Below are 18,438 nucleotides of genomic sequence, written 5' to 3'. Positions count from 1 at the left end.
AGTATTGTAGGACAATCCTATCGAATTAAAGATCATTTTAGCAAAGAAAATGATTGATTTTGTACATGCTTAAACAAGCGAAAATGTACATGTTTATCTTGACATTTACAAAGGAAAATCAAAAATAGATATTTTAAGAAACGAATCCAAAGAAACTACCATCTTAATAATTATTGGATTTTATTTTTCCCTTTGAATTATCTTAATATATTTAAAGTTCTAAAATACAAGTTTTATACTAGACCATAATACTCTTTTTTCAAAAATCCCCTTATGTTTTACTTTGTGCTTATATAAGATTAAGAAGTAAAGGTTTTATATAGCAAAGAAATATTCCACATTTGATACTCTAGTTGAACCAAAATATCGGCATATAAAGCGTAACTTATTCAAACCTTCTGAATCTCAAAGTATATATAATACCTTATAAATAATAAAATAGTTCAATATCCTTCTTTTACTTTACAGTCATAACAAAGTGATTGACAGGCTTGTATTTTTAGCATACTAAGAAATACGGCAATATTCATACCATAAATATTCAACTGCAAATAGGCCTTAAAGCATTTTCTATTCTGATATTTTTTTCTGGATTTAATTAATAAAATTCAAATATATTCATCTCTTATCTGTTATTAGTTCTATGTTGGTTAATATAGATTCTTCTGTGTATTAAGATAAACGAAAAAACAACATAAAATAATAGAGTTTCAAAAAAATAGCCCTCCACCAGACCATTTTTGGTCAGATGGAGGGCTATTTTTTTCATGTTTTGACAAGTTGCGGTGAGATAATCCTGCATTTGGACAGACTTCAGCCCCTAAATCGAGCATATCGATAGCCATGTAGTTCTTTGGCGTCCGCAAAGCTTCGCTCTATAGTTGAACAGCGTACTTTGTACAACTTTTTCCCTGTAACTGTTAGTTTGTTTTTTCTAACGATATCCTTATATTTCTACCATATATGATGAGTGATAACTTTTTGTTTTTGTTTCTTTGAAAAACATACCTCACGTAGCGGACAAACAGCGCAGTCTTCTGGGTTGGATTTATAGTGACGATATCCTTCACGATCCGTTGTCGCATACTCTAAAATACACCCCATCGGACAAGCGAATGCATTCATTTCTTCTACATATTTAAATTGGCTTTTTGGTACTTCCTTATTTCGTTTTCCAAATCGGTGATACCCCATCACCATAAATATATTTCTCTCCGATAATTTCTTACAGATATACCCTGTAAAATAGCCTGCATCAAGAGCTACTGCTTCCATTTTAAATCCGAATTTATCAATTTGAGCTTGTAGGCGCGCTAAATATGGCTCGGAATCTGCCATATTTCCAGCCGTTACATAAGTATCTGTAATAATATTGTACTTCGCATCAGTCGTACGATGGTCTAAAGAAATGAAAACCGTTCGGTTTTCCATCTCTCATTAAAAATCCACTATCTGGATCCGTAGTACTTATACGAGTTTTTTTAGTGGGAGTATCACTTTCCTTTCTGGGTTTTAATTCTTTTTTTCGTGTACCTCACGATCTTCAATTACCGCAGCTTCTAGTTCACCTATGTAAAAATTTCCCTTTTCTTTTTTATATTTATATACAAACTTATTTTTATTAGCATTGGCCTTAATGTGCGTAGAATCTGTCATCAGCGCACGTCCTCCCACCATCCGGTACTCTGTCGCTTGCCTCACAATCTCATCAAAAATTTCTTCGAAAATATTTGTATGAATAAAGCGAGTACGACGATTCCAACTGATTGTAGAATGATCTGGAATAGTATCTTATAGAGAAAACCCTAAAAACAAACGGTAGGCGATATTCGTTTTAATCTCTTTTTCCAATTGACGCTCCGAACGAATACCGTAAGAATATCCAATAAACATCATTTTAAATAAAACGATAGGATGGATTGACGGACATCCATTGTTTTCACAGTAATAAGGGCGTAACTTCTCTTCAATAAAATCAAAACTAATTGTCGCTTCAATCGCACGAAGGAAATGATCTTGTGGAACCAACTCTTCTACAGAAACAGACACACGTTCATCACGATGATTTTTTAAAGCACCCATCATAAAAAGAGGTTCAGACACAAAAACAGGCTGTGGAGAAGACTTTCTCCACAGCCTGAAGATAAACGAAAAAAAGTTCTACTCCTATTGAGTAGAACTTTTTTTCGTTTATCTCGGTAAATAATTAAGTAACTGTAATATTTCTCTTTTAAATTTTGGAGTTGCTTGTTTTAGTAATGATGGTACTTCTCTAAAGTGATTTATTAGGGCTTTGTTAATTTTTGTAGAGTAATCTTTTTTATCTCCTGTAAGTATATCTACTATATCTTTTTTTAATGGATTACTAACTTTCCCCCACAAAAATTCTGATTCCTGAAAATGCTTATTAATAAAAACTTTGACTTGATTAATAAAAGGGTCATTTTTTTGCTGTATAGCGTCTTGTAACTGCAATATTGATATGTCATAATTTTGAGTTACTTGTTTTTCCTTCACATGACTTATATTCTCAGCCGCACTTACACTTGATCCGAAAGCACCTAAACCACTAACCCCAATTACACCTGCCAAAGCAATACTTGTACATTGTTTTACTAATGATTTCGATTTAATAACTTTCATAACGCTTCCCCCATTTATAATTTAGATTTTCTTACAGTTAAATTTTACCATGTTTTTTCACCTGGTTAACTGTTAAATGTTACAATATAACGAATTATTATAATAATTATATATTCATAAAATAATGCAATTAACTTTTTCAATTACATGTCCATTTTTAGCAAGTTGATACTTTTCGTTATATCCCTTTTACTACGACCATTTCTCTTTGCACAAATTCATTCAAAAGATTGGACTGATTACACCTTTACTTTTTTAAACAGAGCGAGAATATAATTAATTGCATAGCTTTTGAATGCAACTGTTAAACAAAATAATAAGATGAGTAGACTGACGCCCATTATTTCCACAATAATACGGACATCCCCCTCTTCAATCAAATTTGGTGCGGTTTTTATTGTACAAAACTAATACACAATTCCCCTATATTTTTCATATAAATTTCCATAAGAAATCTCTCCTGTTCCTCTCTTTAACACACAAAAACAAATTATTCCAAAAAAATAAGGATGTGGAAAATACCTTCTCCACATCCTTGAAAACCGTAGCTTGATTTCAAACTACCTCTTTAAGTTGAACTATCCCCACTTTCACTTCGTTTAGAAGTGGGGGATTCCTAAGTAAAGGGTTCTATCGAACTCTAATTGATTAGGCTATCTCCGCAGTCCTTGCGGTTAGAAGCCTTATCGCTTCATGCTTTAGATTGATACTTGCGTTAATATCCCTATCATGATGTGTTTGACATGAAGGGCAAACCCATGTACGTAGGTTTAGATTCTTAACGTCTTTATTTTGATATCCACAACAAGAACATAGTTGGCTGGAAGCAAATGTTTTCGATACGACAATGACTTGTTTTCCGTACCATTTTGCTTTGTATTCTAACATGGTTCGAAACTGTGACCAGGATACTTCACTAATTGCTTTTGCTAACTTATGATTCTTTAACATATTCGATACTTGCAAATCCTCTATACCGATAACATCGTGGTTTTTGATGATTTCAGTTGAAATTTTGTCCAAGTAATCTTTTCTAGAGTTTGATATGTATTCATGAATTCTAGCTACCTTTACTCGTTGTTTATTCCAACGAGAAGATCCTTTCATTCTTCTAGAAAGGACACGCTGTGCTTTCGCCAATTTCTCTTCTAATACTCGAAAAAATTCTGGGTTTTTATAAGTTGTTCCATCTGACATAATGGCGAAATTTTTTAGTCCTACATCCATTCCAATGTAAGAACTTGTTTTCGGAAGTTCTTGTACTTCTGTTTCGACTAACAATGATACAAAGTATCTGCCAGAAGGATTCCGTCTAACTGTAGCATTTACAATACGTCCCGTTATTTCACGACTTTTGGCAAATCGAACAAGACCTAGTTTTGGCAATTTTATTTTGTTTCCTACAACGGCAATGTTTTCATTTGTTTGTTTTGTGGTATACGATTGTACGTTATTCTTCTTATATCTAAAGCGCGGGGCGCTGTTTGTTTTTTGAAAAAGCGTGTATACGCATCCGCAAGGTTGCGAACAGACGACTGAATCGCAATACTGTCCACTTCTTTTAGCCAAACAAACTCTTTCTTCATGGCAGGAAGCTTGGCAGAGCATGTACCATATGTCAAACCTTTTCCTGTCTCTTTAAATGCGTGATCCCATAGGGATAGGAAATGATTGAATACAAAACGAGAACAACCTATCGTTTTGTTAATTAGAATTGCTTGTGCTTGATTTGGATAGATACGAAACTTATAGGCTTTATTAATTATCATTTAATTCACCTCCATTTCGGTATATGACTATTATACACCAAACGTACATTCGATGGATAGTGAAGTAACAATTTATGTATGTCGAACAATTAAGATGGCTCCTTGCCATCCCTTGTTCAAAGCCAATTCATCTCCCACCTACTCACTTCGCGTTCCTTGAGGAAGGAGTCTTCTTGGCTAAAATGATAAAGTCTGTAAAGCTTAAACTTAGACCAAAAACAAACTTAATTATATCTAAAAATCACCTATTTTATAAACTCATCACCATTATTATTAAATTCAAAATATAACCCCAAAAATTTTTCTAATATTTCCGATTTATTGTCTTTTCGCCAAGCAAGTGACGCCTCAATTTCAGTATTTATATCCTCAACTTTCCGTTGTATTAATCCATTTAATGGATTAATTGATGAAGGTAATAATGCTACCCCCATCCCATTTGCGACTAATGCTGAAACCGTTTGTAGATCATTTGCCTGGACGGTTATTTTCGGTGCGAAACCAACATTTTGAAACAGGTTCATAAACGTATCATAATAAAATGGCGCCGCTGATCTAGTTGCCATAATAAAAGGTTCATTTTGCAAATCATGAATATAAATTGATTGTTTGAGCGCAAGAGGATGTTTTTCAGGAATAATAGCCTTAAATGACACCTTTTTGACTGGCCTTACATGTATTTTACTACTACTTATTGGTGCAGCTAAAATTCCTATATCAAATTTTTTTTCAATTAAATTTTTAACTTGAATAGGTGTACTAAGTTGTTGTAATACGATTCCAACTTTAGGATATCTTTCCCGGTATCTTTGAATAGTTTGGATAAGATCTTGTACTGATCCACTGAATCCTATTACAAGTTCACCTTCAGTCCCGGTAGAAGTTAATCTTGTGCTGATGCATGCTTGTTCAACTTGATCAAGGATTTGATAAGCTTTATCCAGAAATACCTGCCCAGCATTAGTTAACTCCACATGCCGTTTTGTCCTATTAAATAATTTAGCACCAATTTCCTCTTCTAATTCTTTAATTTGCTTACTAAGAGGTGGTTGGGCAATATGTAATTTTTCCGCAGCTCGACTAAAGTTCAGTTCCTCTGCAAGAACCAGAAAATATCGAATGTGTCTTAATTCCATTTATCATTCCTCCTCCCTAGTACTTATACCTAAAAGGTATTAATAAGACACTTTTTAGGTATTTCTATTAATTATTAATTTTGTTTAATATTAAGTCAAGGTAAAAACATTACTATTAGAATGGGTGATAGCATAAATTACTTCCAATAAGCAGATAACCTATTATTAGTTTTTGAACCTAATCAAATGCTTTTTATTTTAATTACCTCTAAAGTTTTGAGATAAGTGAAAATTTTGGTTCTTTCATTGCAGCACTTTCATTTAATCTCTTCCTAATCCCCCACAAAGTTTTAAGCAGTGGTATTAGTGGAATTGCAATCATTATTGGAATTTTAACACCCTTTAATACTGGATCAGTTAATTTCCTTTTAAATTTATTTATCATAATATTAGGTTATATTAGACTTGAAAAAAATTCATAGGGTATACAATTTTATCAGTTATCACATTTTCGACAGCATTATATGCTATTCCAATACATGTAGTGACAAACGACGTACTCCTTTCTTCATTGTTTGGTGGCGTTATTGCTGGTATAGGTATTGGACTTGTATTCAATTGCAATGGGTCAACAGGTGGATTTGATATTATCGGTATATTGCTTTCACGAAAAAAAGATATTCAGCTTGGAAAATTCCTAATCGTACTTAATACTATTGTCGTTATTATCTCTGGATTTTTCTTCAATTGGGATATTGCCTTATACAGTTTAGTATCTATTTTTATTACAGGGAAAGTCATAGATATGATTCACACAAAACACCAAAAAATTACTCTAATGATTGTAACAACTCATGTAGAAAAAATGAAAGAAAACTTTCTTTCTAACTTTGCACATGGGGTAACTTTATTAAGTGAGAAAGGGGCATACTCAAATGAAAAAAAATATATATTAATGACTGTAATCTCACGAGTAGAGCTAGCTAGAATAAAAACTATAATTTCTGAAGTCGATCCACATGCTTTTGTAAATATTACAGAATCAACAGAGGTATTAGGGCTATTTAGAAAAGGATAAATTAGAAAATAAAAGAAATGCGTATAATCACTTTCAAAAATTCTGTACAATCACTTTCAACATTTATTAGTACCGACCTACATTCTTCTCTTTAATATACTAACCATTGTTTGTGTTTATATAAAAACCACTTTGAACTACTCACCACTTAATATTCTTACAGACTTTTTGAAGTGGGAGATTCCTGCGAACACCGATGTATCCACCGGTTATCTTAGCAGGCTATGCCCGTAGTCCCTACGGTGAAAACATAAGTATCTTATACGTTGACTCACCACGCTTCCTACTTTAGCTTGGTTTTCGCAACTTCAGTAAACGTGGGGCGAAAGAACGTTGAAGATTTTACGGTTGCAACGTTTTTCTACAACCAACCTCATATCTTCAGTTTTCAAAGAGCAATCTGTACAAGTCTATGGTAGCAAACATGTTGGCTTATACCAACCGACATTCATCTCCCACCTAAAATTGGTGTTTCACACCTTAACACTTTTGAGGAAGGAGTCTTCTGTCGGAAAACGATAAAACATTGAGTATAGTTCAGGGATGATTAGGAGAAGATGTAGTAAGCGAAAAATAATATAGTTTTTTATTTAAATAAATTATTAATTTACTTTTAAATTGAGGATGATAATTATATGAAAAAGAAAACGGCATTACTTAATTGCACTATTATAAACGGCGACATGAATCGAGAAATTGAAAAAGATATGGTTATTCTAGTTAATAATCTTGGTATTATAGAAAAAATTGAAAACCGTCAAAATATAATTATTCCTAAGGAATATGAACAAATTGATATAAAAAATCAGTTTGTTATGCCCGGACTCATAAATGCACATGCACATTTATTTTCTGATGGAAGCCCTACAGGACTATCTTTTAGTGAAGAAGTATTAAATTTTGGAATTAAGTTATTAGATACAAAATTAGGAAAGAAATTTATTTACAATAGAATGAAAAAAATGCTCTAGTCTCATTTCAATCTGGTATAACTACACTTCGCTCTGTTGGCGAATTTTTCTATCAAGATGTGAAATTGCGTGATGATATACAAAATGAAAAATTGATTGGTCCAGACCTAATAGTTTCCGGTTTCTTTATTAGTGCCACAGGTGGGCATGGGGCACCATATTTGGCCCTAGAAACAGACGGTCCTTGGGAGGGTGTGAAAAATGTACGAAAAAATGTACGCCAAGGTGTAGATTTGATCAAAATTTGTGTAACAGGTGGCGTCACAGATGCAAAGACAATTGGTGAAGCAGGAAGAATTCAGTTAACCGAAGAAGAAGTATACGCTATTTGTAAAGAAGCTCATAAAATTGGCATGATGGTAGCCGCACACGTAGAAAGTACCGAAGGAGTTAGGATTGCTTTAAAAGGTGGTGTAGATACAATTGAACACGGCGCTACGATGGATGAAGAAATCATTTCTCTTTATAAGCAAAATCCAAATGCCTTACGAGGATATACGTCACTGATTCCAACATTTCAAGCTGCATACCCCTATACATTACTAGACAGGAACATAACAAATATCAATGATGTACTTTTTGAAAACGCAAAAATCGTGTATACAAATATGATGATTAGTTTTCAACAAGCAATTGATAATGACATTAGTGTAGGTGTAGGAAATGATGCGGCAATGGCTTATGTATCACACTATGATCTATGGCGAGAATTGGATCATATGATTCGTTTTGGTGGCATCAATGAAAAGAAAGCACTTCATTTGGTTACAAAGAGTAATTCAGAAATTTTAGGTATTAGTGAAAAAGTAGGTACGATAGATGTAGGAAAAAAAGCCAATTTATTAGTATTACCTGATGATCCTATAAAGAACATCAAAAATTTATCAAAAATAAATTTAGTAATAAAAAATGGTGTTTTATTTGAGGATTTAAACATAAAAAAGAACGAAAAATTGGATAATATATTGGATTTAATTTAAAAGGATTTTCTTTTCCTTAAAAACAAGATATCATATGGATTTCGTTTTCCAAATTTATGATATTGTAAAATAATATGTTTCATCAAGGAGCTGACGCTTAAACATCTAAACACAAATCGATCGGTTTGTCATGAGAGTGGCGATGTCACACCACCAACTTGCACGTCAGCGATACCAGAAATGGAATTCGCCTTTGTTAGCAAGAATCCCAATGATGTTAGTCAGCTTGCCCCTTTAGGGGGAAGTGTAAAATGTGCAATGTCAGCCACATTAAATAAAATATGTTCTCCCATTTTTCATTTAATTATTCTTATATATATTAATCTAAAAATCTTCTCCTTATTTCTGGCGGAGGTAGTTGACAAGTATTTCGTTTTCCAAATAACTTATATCGATTTTTGGAGAATTTATCATATAAAAAATTACGAATAAACTTTGGAATTAATAATAGAAAAACTGCTAGCTTCCAAGGATAATCCAACTCTTTACAAATATTTATTACAGCATCTGATTTAATATAATATTTACTATGTTTAATTAAGACTATACTTTCTATGTTTACATCTATATTATATCGTTCTAGTAATTCTCTTCCGACATCCCCTCTAAGTGAGGCGTATTGAAAGTTACCAATAGTGTCTCTTTTAATAATAAATTGTACGCTTTGGTTACAAAAATTACACTCTCCATCAAATAATATAATATTTCCCATATAGGTCTCCTTTCTGTATCCAATACGACAGTAAAATTATAAAATTGACATCAATACAGATTTATTATCCGATACTTCACCTATTCAAAACTATAAAAACAGTTGTCAACTAAACATATGTTAACAACTGTTTCATTTATTATCTCAACCGACTTAAACTCATTTGTATTGTTTGCCAAAAATTAGAAATTAAAGATTTACAACGATATCGTGTACCAATAAATCATTAGATAGGTTATCACCATTCATAGATTTACCCCATGTATTAACAGCTGCTGTAGCTAAATACACTGCAGCGCCAGCAACATATACTGCACCTGCAGCTACTTGAGCCACTACTGCAGCGTAATAAATTGCAACTAATCCAAGAACTGCACAACGCCCAGTTCCAGTCCCATCTTCAGCCACTTCTAGGCTAGCCGATGAAACGCCCATATCTTTAGTAATATCTGTTAAAATTTCTCCACCTTTATTTAAGGCTTTTTCAATTTTTTGAGGATTATTAGAATAAACCGCAGCTTCTAACTCTGCTAGATAAGAAGCATCTTTTTCTTTAACTTTTCCCACTAAATCATTAGCTTGTTTTTCCATCTCAGGAGTATTTGTAGCTTTTCTTAACTCCTTAGAATAGAAATTAGGTAATTTTTCTGCCACTTTTCCTTGTCCAAAGAATAATCCTTTAAATAATTCTTCACCAGAAAAAACTTTTACACTTGCCTCTGTTACAGCGGCTTTAGCCTGCATACTTCCTTGAAACATTACGCCCATTAAAAGAGCAAAACTCATCAATGATGCTACAATTTTCTTCATTTTATTTCTCCCTTTTTATAGAATAAGTCGGTGATAACCACTATTAAGATACAAATTTTTTCTTATCTAAAATGTCCTTTTCACTTTTAGTCTTAAGAGAATTTAACTTTGATATAAATTTAAATTCTCTATTTAATGGATAATAGGACAAAATTAAACCTGCACACATAATTATCGAAAAGCTATGTAATCCTAAAACTATAGCAATACCAGCATGTAATAACACACCTGAGTAAAGATATATTTTCCAATATTTATTTGAACCAATTAGAGAAGCTGCTAAAAACAGTTCTATAATTGTAGTACCCCAAGTTATGAAAAAAACAAAAGGTGATGCCAGTAATGGATTTATAAGATTCGCTAAGGTGCTATTCAACCCCAGCATAGGATCACTAAAATAGTAATATACTGCTGTTCCATCTAGCCATTCAGGATTCTTCAATCTAATAATTGCTGCTTGGAAGTAGATGAAAGACATTTGTATCTTTACAGCAACTAAAAAGACTAAAGATATTATTCTAAAATGCAATTGAGAATTGGATGTTGTTTCTTTTAAACCAGTCTCCCAATGCCATTTTCTCTTATCTAATAATGTGACTGGGATTAGTAACAAAGTCAGCACAGTTGCGACTTGTTCACCGCCATCAAGAGTTATAGCTGTATTTTGAATTGAAGACGCAACCCACCAATGTAAAACACCTGTGTACCTTGGTCTCCATCCAGAAGCAACTAATAGTAAAATCAAAACTGCTAACCACTTAAATAGCCCTAAATATGAACCAGAAGCTAGGCAAAATATACTAATTGAATAAATTGAGCATGCTGGAAATTCTTCTACCCCCGCAACAGGCCTGAATAATGTAGAAACATCATTAAAAATTAAAGTAACTAAGGTAGATAAGGCTATTAACGACCTGGCTACTCCATAAACACTAGTCCAAGGATTATTAGAAATCGCCCAATTATAAGCAAAACTATTTATTTTTTTGAACATATTGATTCCACCTTTACAAATTCCGAAGACATTTCTGAAGGCGATGTAATTCCTGCCCAGGCCCAAGGTACTACTTTTCTTGTTACTAGTGTATAATCCCCACATAAAATTGGTTTAGGTGTTGGATTTTTGACCTTCACTCTTTCATGTGTTTTTTTAACACATATATCAATATCTTCGTCACATTTATTGAATTTTTCTTTTTGTACTTGTGCCACTAGTAATCCCATTTCAATCCCCTGTGATCTACCACCACGATTTATACCAAATGCATTTTTGATAGTGTTATTTGGCCAACCCACAGCAGATTCTCCATTCTCATCTAAAATAAATGTATAATCATCACGAGGTGGCTTACTAAAAAACCCCCATCCTTGTGGGAAAATTTTCATTACAGTAAAACTCTTTAAATTACTTATAGGATTTTTAGGTAAGCTATTTTGAGATCCCATCAGAAATAAAATAAAAATAAAAATTCCTGTTAAAACAAGCGTAGAACCGTATAACCGTTTCATATACCCCTCCAAATTTAATAACTATAATAAGAACAATTAATTAAGTAGCTAATTAATTAATTGATACAACATTGTAACTCTTTTAATTTTTATATACAGATTATTTGCTACACACTGAATGATATCTTTAGACACAAAATTTCACAAATTTATCACAAATAGTATATTAATTTTATAAAATATTATGTTTTACAATTACTAAGCCTAATTTCCCCACACTAAACAAACTGCATCTAAAATAAATTACACTATTGGATATAATTTCCTTGGAAGTATGGTGATTTAATTCACATTTTTTTAAAAATTAATACATTTTTTCATAAAATCCAAATTATAGTTTTCTACGCTATTAATTGTAAAATTAATAGCCCTTTCATTTCACAAAAAAAGATGACCTATTATTATAGATCATCTTTTGAGTTCTTTATATTATTTTACTTGTAATCAACTTTGTATATTTTTATTCTCAATTTTCCTAAAAAATATATATGAAGAAAACACAGATATTAAAGCAGCAATTGCCACAAGACTAATCATACTTAAAATTACAAATTTCGGGGTTAAAATTGATAATAGTATTATCATTAAACCTGTAATAAAAAAGATTTTTGCAGAGAATCGATTAGTTAATCTCCATACTTCCTTATTCTTTAATGTCCAAGGGGTTCTTATTCCGTATATATAATTTTGTTCTACTCGCTGCATAAAGTTAGATAAAACCATAATGAATATACCAGTTGCTATACCCACTACTAATTCAAAAGTAATAGTATATCCAAACTCAGTACTTACAATTACTAAATGAATAATACATAACAACATTAACATTGCATTAGAAATGATTCTTAAATCAAGTTGATTTTCTAGGTTTCCCTCAGTTAATAATGTATTTTTCACTAATATATTAAATATTACATTTGAAATAAGCATTATCGTGGGCATAATGCTTAGAATCCATATCTTCTCATCCCCTAATTTAAAATAAGATATGAAACTTACCACTAAACTAATCATAATAATAAGATATGAACATGTTTTTTTCCTCATTATTTATTTTCCTCCCCGATTTTAATACTTATAAGCCAATTCAAAATATCCTGAACAACGGTTGTATTTAATGTGTAATAGACATACTTCCCTTCTTTTCGATTTTTAACTAAATTTGATTGTTTCAGAATGTTAAGATGTTGAGAAATACTGGGCTTTGACATATTGAAATGAGAAGCTATTTCTCCGGCAGTAAGATCTCTCTCCTTTAACAAATCTAATATTTTCCTTCTTGTTGGATCTGCTAAAGCTTTAAAAAGATCATTCAATAAAAATCCTCCCCCCAATAACATTTAAGTATTTACTTAAATGTTATGTGTAAGAATAATAAAAATCAAGTAATTATTAAATTTAATATAACAATGTAGTATTTTTACATTCATGGTGCATAAATCTTAAACTATTCTTTAACATTGCTATATCTAGACTCCTGGTACCACAATTGTAAAATATTAGTTACATATTTCACAATTGTTTTTGACAAATATGAATACAATTACTAATTCAATAGAATATTTGTGTCTATTGAATTAGTATGTATAACTTGAATCGTATAAAAGACATTAAAAATATACAATCAAAAGTAAATACAATAAATAAAGTAATGGAAATGAATTATTTTCTTGATATTTTGATACATTTTTATAAAATGACATAAATCAAAAAAAGAATTTTCATAAATTCTTTTTATTCCCTTGTTGTAAGCGCTTTACATTTATGATACCATCGTATTTATAAGATAGATGGTAATAAGTCTTGAAGTAGTTCTTTACTTAAGACGCGTGTAAACGTACGGCTAAATCATAAAAATAGGCCATAGGTCCAATAAAATATGGGCTATCTTATAAATTAATCAATGGAAATTTCATCGCTAAAAATACTGTGAACTCAGATATAACAGCTTTTTGTTATGTCCTTAACAAAGTTTTACAATTCAGCGGGAAAATTCTCGAAATTTAACTCATCCAATTTAATAAGCTAAATTTTATTCTGTATCCAGCTACGAGACGTGAGCAAAAGAATTCTACCAACAAAACCGAGCTAAGTAATTAAAGATATCTAAAATTTTATCTTTATACTGTCTATAGTTGATAACGTATTTCCAAACAATCTGAAACCTTTTTTGATTTTTAAATGTATAAACGAATTACTTAAGACTTATTTACATAGCCTCTGAATGAATTCTTCAAATATTTATTTGGATATAAATCATTAATCATTGCGTATGGACTTCCATTCCAATATTTCATTAATGGTGTCCATAACCTATGACTTTTTATCCATCTAATTGTATATTTTTGTAGTAATTGTTCATCTGTTAACTTTTCTCTTTCTTCAATTGTCCACCGTAATGCATCTAGTGCTTTTTCCTTTGTCCAAAAACCATTAGGAGTCATCTTAAATTCCCATTCCTTAAATTGATTGGGATATAAATCATTAATCATTGCATACGGGCTATCCTCCCAACATAATTGACAAGCGCCTTTCAATCCAGATTGAATTAGCCATTTTCCCCCGTAAATATTTCTCAATTCTTCCAGATCTAATTTTTCTTTTTCTTCAATTGTCCATTTTAATGCTTGTAATGCTTTTTCTTTCGTCCAAAATTTATTAGGGGATTTAGTAAATTGCCATTCCTTAAATACATTCGGATATAAATCATTAATCATCGCATATGGACTCCCATCCCAAAATACCCTTAATGGCGTACTTAGTTTTTGTTCCTTCAACCACTTTTGCCCATAAATTCGTAAAATTTTTTTTGGTAATAATTTTTCTTTTTCTTCAATTGTCCATTTTAATAATTGTAAAGCCTTATTTTTCGTCCAAAAATTTAATGGAGTCATTTTGAATTCCCATTCCTTAAATTGATTAGGGTATAAATCATTAATCATTGCATACGGACTATTTTCATATCTATGCTGCAATACTCCACGTAATCGATATTTTGCAATTAAAGAGACATTCCAATTTTGCTTTATCTCTTCTTCGTTCCAATTTAAAATTTCGGTTAATAAATATCTTGTTACTCTTTTAGCCATTTCATTATTCTCATCCCACCTCCAAGTATTGGATGGGAATCTACTTCTTTTTCCATCCAATATCTCCTGATAGATTTCTTCTATAGTAACTGCTTTTATCTGCATTTCATACTCTTCCCCTCACACTATATAAAAATTTTTATTTCTTTATATTAAGATTATACAAATATAAAAACTAATTACAATAATTACTTATATTAAAACTATAATTCCTAATGAGGATGATCACATCAATATCCAGTTAAAAAAATCATAAGTTCTTTCTCCAAAATTATAGGAAATGATGTCTTTATATCACCATTTTTTGTATATAATAATTAGAACTATTCTCTCAAGAAATTCAAAACTTATTAACTCTAAATTTTTTACAAGCTCTTCCAGGAGATATGAATTTTATGTAACAAAACCTTAAATACCTAGCCGGGGTTTAGTCGTTTTATATGTGTAGACTAAAACCTCTTCAATCTAAGTATGTAGCTGTTTAGAAGTACCAACGATTTAATACCACATCTATATACTCTTTATACAAAGGTTAGCCAAAGTAATATAAAACTAAGTGAATCTCTTTCCCATACACCTCTAATACCAGCATATCCATACCTATATTTTTATAATTTTCAAGTTCCAGATGCATACACATCTACTAATCCTCATGATAGGAGATGTAGTCAGTCCTAAAGCTGTAATAAAAATCCCATTAGAGTATGACTAATTAATTGAAAATTTTTCCGGCGTGAAATTCAAAGAATTATTTATATCTAACTCTTAAAATAAACAAAAAAAAGATGAGTTATATATTCTTCATTTAATATATTTTCGTTTACTCGAATTTAAGTCTATCTAAAATAAAGATAAATATTATTTATCAATCTTTAAATTACCAACAATATATATAAATTTGAAACAGTTATATTTAAAACAAAATTTGTACAATCGAGTCTAATATATATTTGAAAAACCTTTTGAAACAATTAAATGATATATATAAGGGGCAACAAGAAACTACATACTATTAGTAACTTCTTTTCAAAAGTTTTGGACATAATGATCTCGTAAATCAATTTGTTTTTTGATCATGTGCATAGCTTCGATGCCACTTAAAATTAAAGTAGCTGTACGAAGTAACTTCAATCCTAACATAGAACGAACTCGCTTCTTGATAAAACGATGATCTTGCTCCACTACATTATTCCAGTACTTCTGTTGTCTAAATTACATACCGACAGGCATGTTTTTCTCTTTTTCTACTGTTCAATTGCTATAGGATAAGCCGGATTCTTATCCACCGTAATGATGCGAGGCTTAGAAACATGAAAAGGCCAAAAAGCTTTCTTGAAGAAACGCTTTGCATTCTTTGTATCTCTTGTTTCACTGAAATACAAATCAATTGTGTTGTATTCAGAATCCACTGCACGAATAGATACATCCATTTTGATATATGTTTCATCGACTCTCCGGGAGTCATTTGTTGTCTTAAAGTGACTCCATACTCTTTCATCATTCCGACCCATATTGATGAACCTACGCATAATGGTTATATGAGCCATCGATATGCCACGCTCTTTCATCAGCTGCTTACCAAAAATGGTTTGTATAGAATGCGACATTACACAATGATGTGTACTCTTAATTTATTCACCAATCCGTGACTTAATTGGATTCATGACAAAGATATTATATGTTCGTGCAATTTCATAAACGTGCTGACTATCATAAGCAGCATCTGCAACGGAAACAACGCATTTTGGTTTTGCATACCTTAAAGCAATGCAGGAACCATTTTACGTTCGCTGTTGTAAATGCATACGACATCTGGTGTAGAACAGACATGAGCTTTATATTTCTTATACCAACCATAACGAGTAGACTATTCTTTGTTTGAGAATCGTATAAACTCCTCCGTAAGGCCATACTATCGATTAAAACACAGGGAATCAAACCTAAATTCACCTCTTGAAGAGTTTGTTTATGAATCAATGGAATACCTTCGTTTTGAAACCAAGTTACCTACACGTGAAAAAGTAGAGATACGAGGAACAAAAGGAAAGTCACAAAATACAAGAAATAAAGGATATTGATGCAAAAGACAGGTTAATTTACGTAAAGTTTTTCTATAAATGAGTGGACGACCTGTAATAGGCGGAACTTCTCCAATGATTAAACTTTCTACATACGCAAATAAAATTTGTAAAATGGATTTTTTTGATCAAAATTGGTTATCATACTAGTAAATACATCCTTTCCAGTGATAGTTTGGGTTACTATCATTCTTCCAGGAAAACGGATTTTTTTATGCATTCATTTTTGGATATTTATGAGTTCTGCAACACCTAAATTTTATTAAATATCATGATTTGCTTAAAAATTTGAAGCGTGCGAAACTAGAGCGTCGTTTAGAATCCCAATTGAAACAATATATAAAGTACAAATTACTTATCATTGCTGAAATCAGATATTTACCAATTGATCCGGAGGATGCAAAATTATTTTTCAATTCATTGATATGCGGTATGAAAAGCGTAGTACCATCTTAACCACGAAAGTAAATTTCAAATCATGAGACGAAATTTTTCAAGATCCTACCATGCTAACAACCGTTTCTTACATCATGCCACGGTTGTTAGCATGGTAGGGTAATCGTATCGAATTAAAGATCATTTTAGTAAAGAAAATGATTAAATTTGTACACGCTTAAACAAGTGAAAATGTACATTTTAATCCTTACATTTATATAAAAAAATTATGACAAATAATTTTTTTGTATATAACTCAGCATTTGACTATGTTAATTAAACTTAATATTGGTATATGAGTCCAAAAAGAAAATTAATCTAATTGCCTAAGACTACTTATGTACAATTGTATTATTTACTTTAGCACCTTGAATAAGCTCTCTTTTTATGATTTTGTAAAAGGATTCCACAAATGCATCGTCATAAAGGGTTCTTTTCTACAGACACTTGAAAAAGCCCATTCTTTTTGAATGTAGTTTGAAAATACAACTTGTATATTAAGACTCTTGGTCTTTATGAATAATTCCCCCTTTTTCTTCGACTTAAGGGCCTCTACTCCTTTTGGTTGTTGTTGAGTGCGTATTTTCTAATAAGCCCAGATGAAGAAATATTAAAAATAACTGCCGTTTCGTTTGGAACGGCTTATTTTCAATCCTATAATTGTGTGACACGTTCCTAACTGAAAATGTTAGGCGCTGATTCGATATTCAGCAGAACTATTATCTAGGTGCCACGGAAACTGTCATGCCCTGTTCTAGGAGAGGTAGTTAGAAAAATGCTAAACTTTTTTAGTAACTCGCTGGCTACTTACTCTCCCTCACGTACGGTGTAAAGTGGGGGATAAGGGGGGGATAACGTCAAAACCTTACCTATCACTATTAATACTATCTTTTATATTCTCACTTCCATCTTTGATAATGTATTACAGCATTTGTTTTTCTTCTAGAGTAAATTTAATTATAAAGAAACTATAACCCCAATTGTTAGACTGTTTTTAACAATTGGGGTGCATTTAATATTTATTATACCTCTGTCATTATAATTTATTAATACAAGTAATTATTTCTCATTTTTCCAATAATACCCCATTATTTTAGCTGACTTCGCAAAGAAATCTATATATACCTATTTTTTTGAAGAAAAAGCTTCCATTTTTAATGTTTTTATTCCTTCTTTTAATGTAAACGCATCTGCTCTTAATGTTTTCCAACTATCTTTCGCTGCATTCAGGTTAGGTTTTAAGAATTTAAATTTATTTTGATCTGCTTTTTGGGATGCTTTATCAATA

11 protein-coding genes and 7 pseudogenes are annotated in these 18,438 nt (G+C 31.4%); 4 read left to right on the top strand and 14 right to left on the bottom strand.

Going from position 1 to position 18,438, the window contains the following annotated elements:
• Window positions 1-625 precede the first annotated feature (625 nt).
• The 4 genes and pseudogenes from ACS2CR_RS28565 to ACS2CR_RS28550 form a co-directional block, all read right to left on the bottom strand.
• Window positions 626-2,085 (bottom strand): annotated as a pseudogene (locus tag ACS2CR_RS28565) (IS1182 family transposase).
• Between the two features lie 105 nt (window positions 2,086-2,190).
• Entirely contained in the window at window positions 2,191-2,643 is a 453-nt protein-coding gene (locus tag ACS2CR_RS28560) for a hypothetical protein (protein ID WP_053512220.1), read from the bottom strand.
• Between the two features lie 648 nt (window positions 2,644-3,291).
• Window positions 3,292-4,412, bottom strand: a pseudogene (gene tnpB, locus ACS2CR_RS28555) (IS200/IS605 family element RNA-guided endonuclease TnpB).
• A 245-nt stretch (window positions 4,413-4,657) separates the two neighbouring features.
• Complete coding sequence (locus ACS2CR_RS28550) at window positions 4,658-5,548, bottom strand: LysR substrate-binding domain-containing protein (protein WP_153598446.1); 891 nt, start codon at window positions 5,546-5,548, stop codon at window positions 4,658-4,660.
• A 221-nt stretch (window positions 5,549-5,769) separates the two neighbouring features.
• On the opposite strand from ACS2CR_RS28550, the pseudogene ACS2CR_RS28545 reads away from it, so the two are divergent.
• From ACS2CR_RS28545 to ACS2CR_RS28535, 3 genes and pseudogenes are all read left to right on the top strand, one after another.
• Window positions 5,770-6,566: pseudogene (locus ACS2CR_RS28545) on the top strand (YitT family protein).
• Between the two features lie 635 nt (window positions 6,567-7,201).
• Window positions 7,202-7,537 carry a hypothetical protein gene (locus tag ACS2CR_RS28540; protein WP_309567835.1) on the top strand — a complete coding sequence of 112 codons (336 nt, stop codon included), beginning with the start codon at window positions 7,202-7,204 and terminating at the stop codon, window positions 7,535-7,537.
• Window positions 7,538-7,602: 65 nt separating this feature from the next.
• On the top strand, window positions 7,603-8,517 hold the full coding sequence (locus tag ACS2CR_RS28535) for an amidohydrolase family protein (protein WP_309567836.1): 915 nt from the start codon (window positions 7,603-7,605) through the stop codon (window positions 8,515-8,517).
• A gap of 319 nt (window positions 8,518-8,836) precedes the next feature.
• On the opposite strand, the gene ACS2CR_RS28530 is transcribed toward ACS2CR_RS28535, so the two are convergent.
• The 9 genes and pseudogenes from ACS2CR_RS28530 to ACS2CR_RS28490 all read right to left on the bottom strand — a co-directional run.
• Window positions 8,837-9,229 carry a thiol-disulfide oxidoreductase DCC family protein gene (locus ACS2CR_RS28530; protein WP_000526840.1) on the bottom strand — a complete coding sequence of 131 codons (393 nt, stop codon included), beginning with the start codon at window positions 9,227-9,229 and terminating at the stop codon, window positions 8,837-8,839.
• Window positions 9,230-9,418: 189 nt separating this feature from the next.
• Window positions 9,419-10,039 carry a sporulation delaying protein family toxin gene (locus ACS2CR_RS28525; protein ID WP_000724589.1) on the bottom strand — a complete coding sequence of 207 codons (621 nt, stop codon included), beginning with the start codon at window positions 10,037-10,039 and terminating at the stop codon, window positions 9,419-9,421.
• A 43-nt stretch (window positions 10,040-10,082) separates the two neighbouring features.
• Window positions 10,083-11,033 carry a sporulation-delaying protein SdpB family protein gene (locus ACS2CR_RS28520; RefSeq protein WP_000473523.1) on the bottom strand — a complete coding sequence of 317 codons (951 nt, stop codon included), beginning with the start codon at window positions 11,031-11,033 and terminating at the stop codon, window positions 10,083-10,085.
• Window positions 11,018-11,548, bottom strand: coding sequence for an SdpA family antimicrobial peptide system protein (locus ACS2CR_RS28515; RefSeq protein WP_000827070.1), 531 nt, complete (start codon window positions 11,546-11,548; stop codon window positions 11,018-11,020). The genes ACS2CR_RS28520 and ACS2CR_RS28515 overlap by 16 nt, the downstream gene beginning before the upstream one ends.
• Before the next feature lie 444 nt (window positions 11,549-11,992).
• Window positions 11,993-12,595 (bottom strand): SdpI family protein, encoded by a 603-nt coding sequence (locus ACS2CR_RS28510; RefSeq protein ID WP_001227945.1) that lies wholly within the window; start codon window positions 12,593-12,595, stop codon window positions 11,993-11,995.
• Window positions 12,595-12,864 carry an autorepressor SdpR family transcription factor gene (locus tag ACS2CR_RS28505; RefSeq protein WP_000998670.1) on the bottom strand — a complete coding sequence of 90 codons (270 nt, stop codon included), beginning with the start codon at window positions 12,862-12,864 and terminating at the stop codon, window positions 12,595-12,597. Before ACS2CR_RS28505 ends, ACS2CR_RS28510 begins: the two co-directional genes overlap by 1 nt.
• A gap of 882 nt (window positions 12,865-13,746) precedes the next feature.
• Window positions 13,747-14,742, bottom strand: coding sequence for a DUF4046 domain-containing protein (locus ACS2CR_RS28500; protein ID WP_015406629.1), 996 nt, complete (start codon window positions 14,740-14,742; stop codon window positions 13,747-13,749).
• A gap of 921 nt (window positions 14,743-15,663) precedes the next feature.
• Window positions 15,664-16,211, bottom strand: a pseudogene (locus ACS2CR_RS28495) (IS6 family transposase); the annotation flags it as partial.
• Window positions 16,191-16,860: pseudogene (locus ACS2CR_RS28490) on the bottom strand (ISNCY family transposase); the annotation flags it as partial. The pseudogenes ACS2CR_RS28495 and ACS2CR_RS28490, both read right to left, overlap by 21 nt.
• Before the next feature lie 113 nt (window positions 16,861-16,973).
• On the opposite strand from ACS2CR_RS28490, the pseudogene ACS2CR_RS28485 reads away from it, so the two are divergent.
• A pseudogene (locus tag ACS2CR_RS28485) lies at window positions 16,974-17,274 on the top strand (ATP-binding protein); the annotation flags it as partial.
• A 1,001-nt stretch (window positions 17,275-18,275) separates the two neighbouring features.
• Here ACS2CR_RS28485 and ACS2CR_RS28480 read toward each other — a convergent pair.
• Window positions 18,276-18,438 (bottom strand): annotated as a pseudogene (locus ACS2CR_RS28480) (hemolysin); the annotation flags it as partial.

It is taken from the genome of Bacillus cereus group sp. BceL291 (genome assembly GCF_051776705.1).
Classification (GTDB): domain Bacteria; phylum Bacillota; class Bacilli; order Bacillales; family Bacillaceae_G; genus Bacillus_A; species Bacillus_A cereus.
The sequence above is the reverse complement of the archived record's forward strand: the minus strand, read 5'-3'. Positions and strand labels throughout refer to the sequence as shown.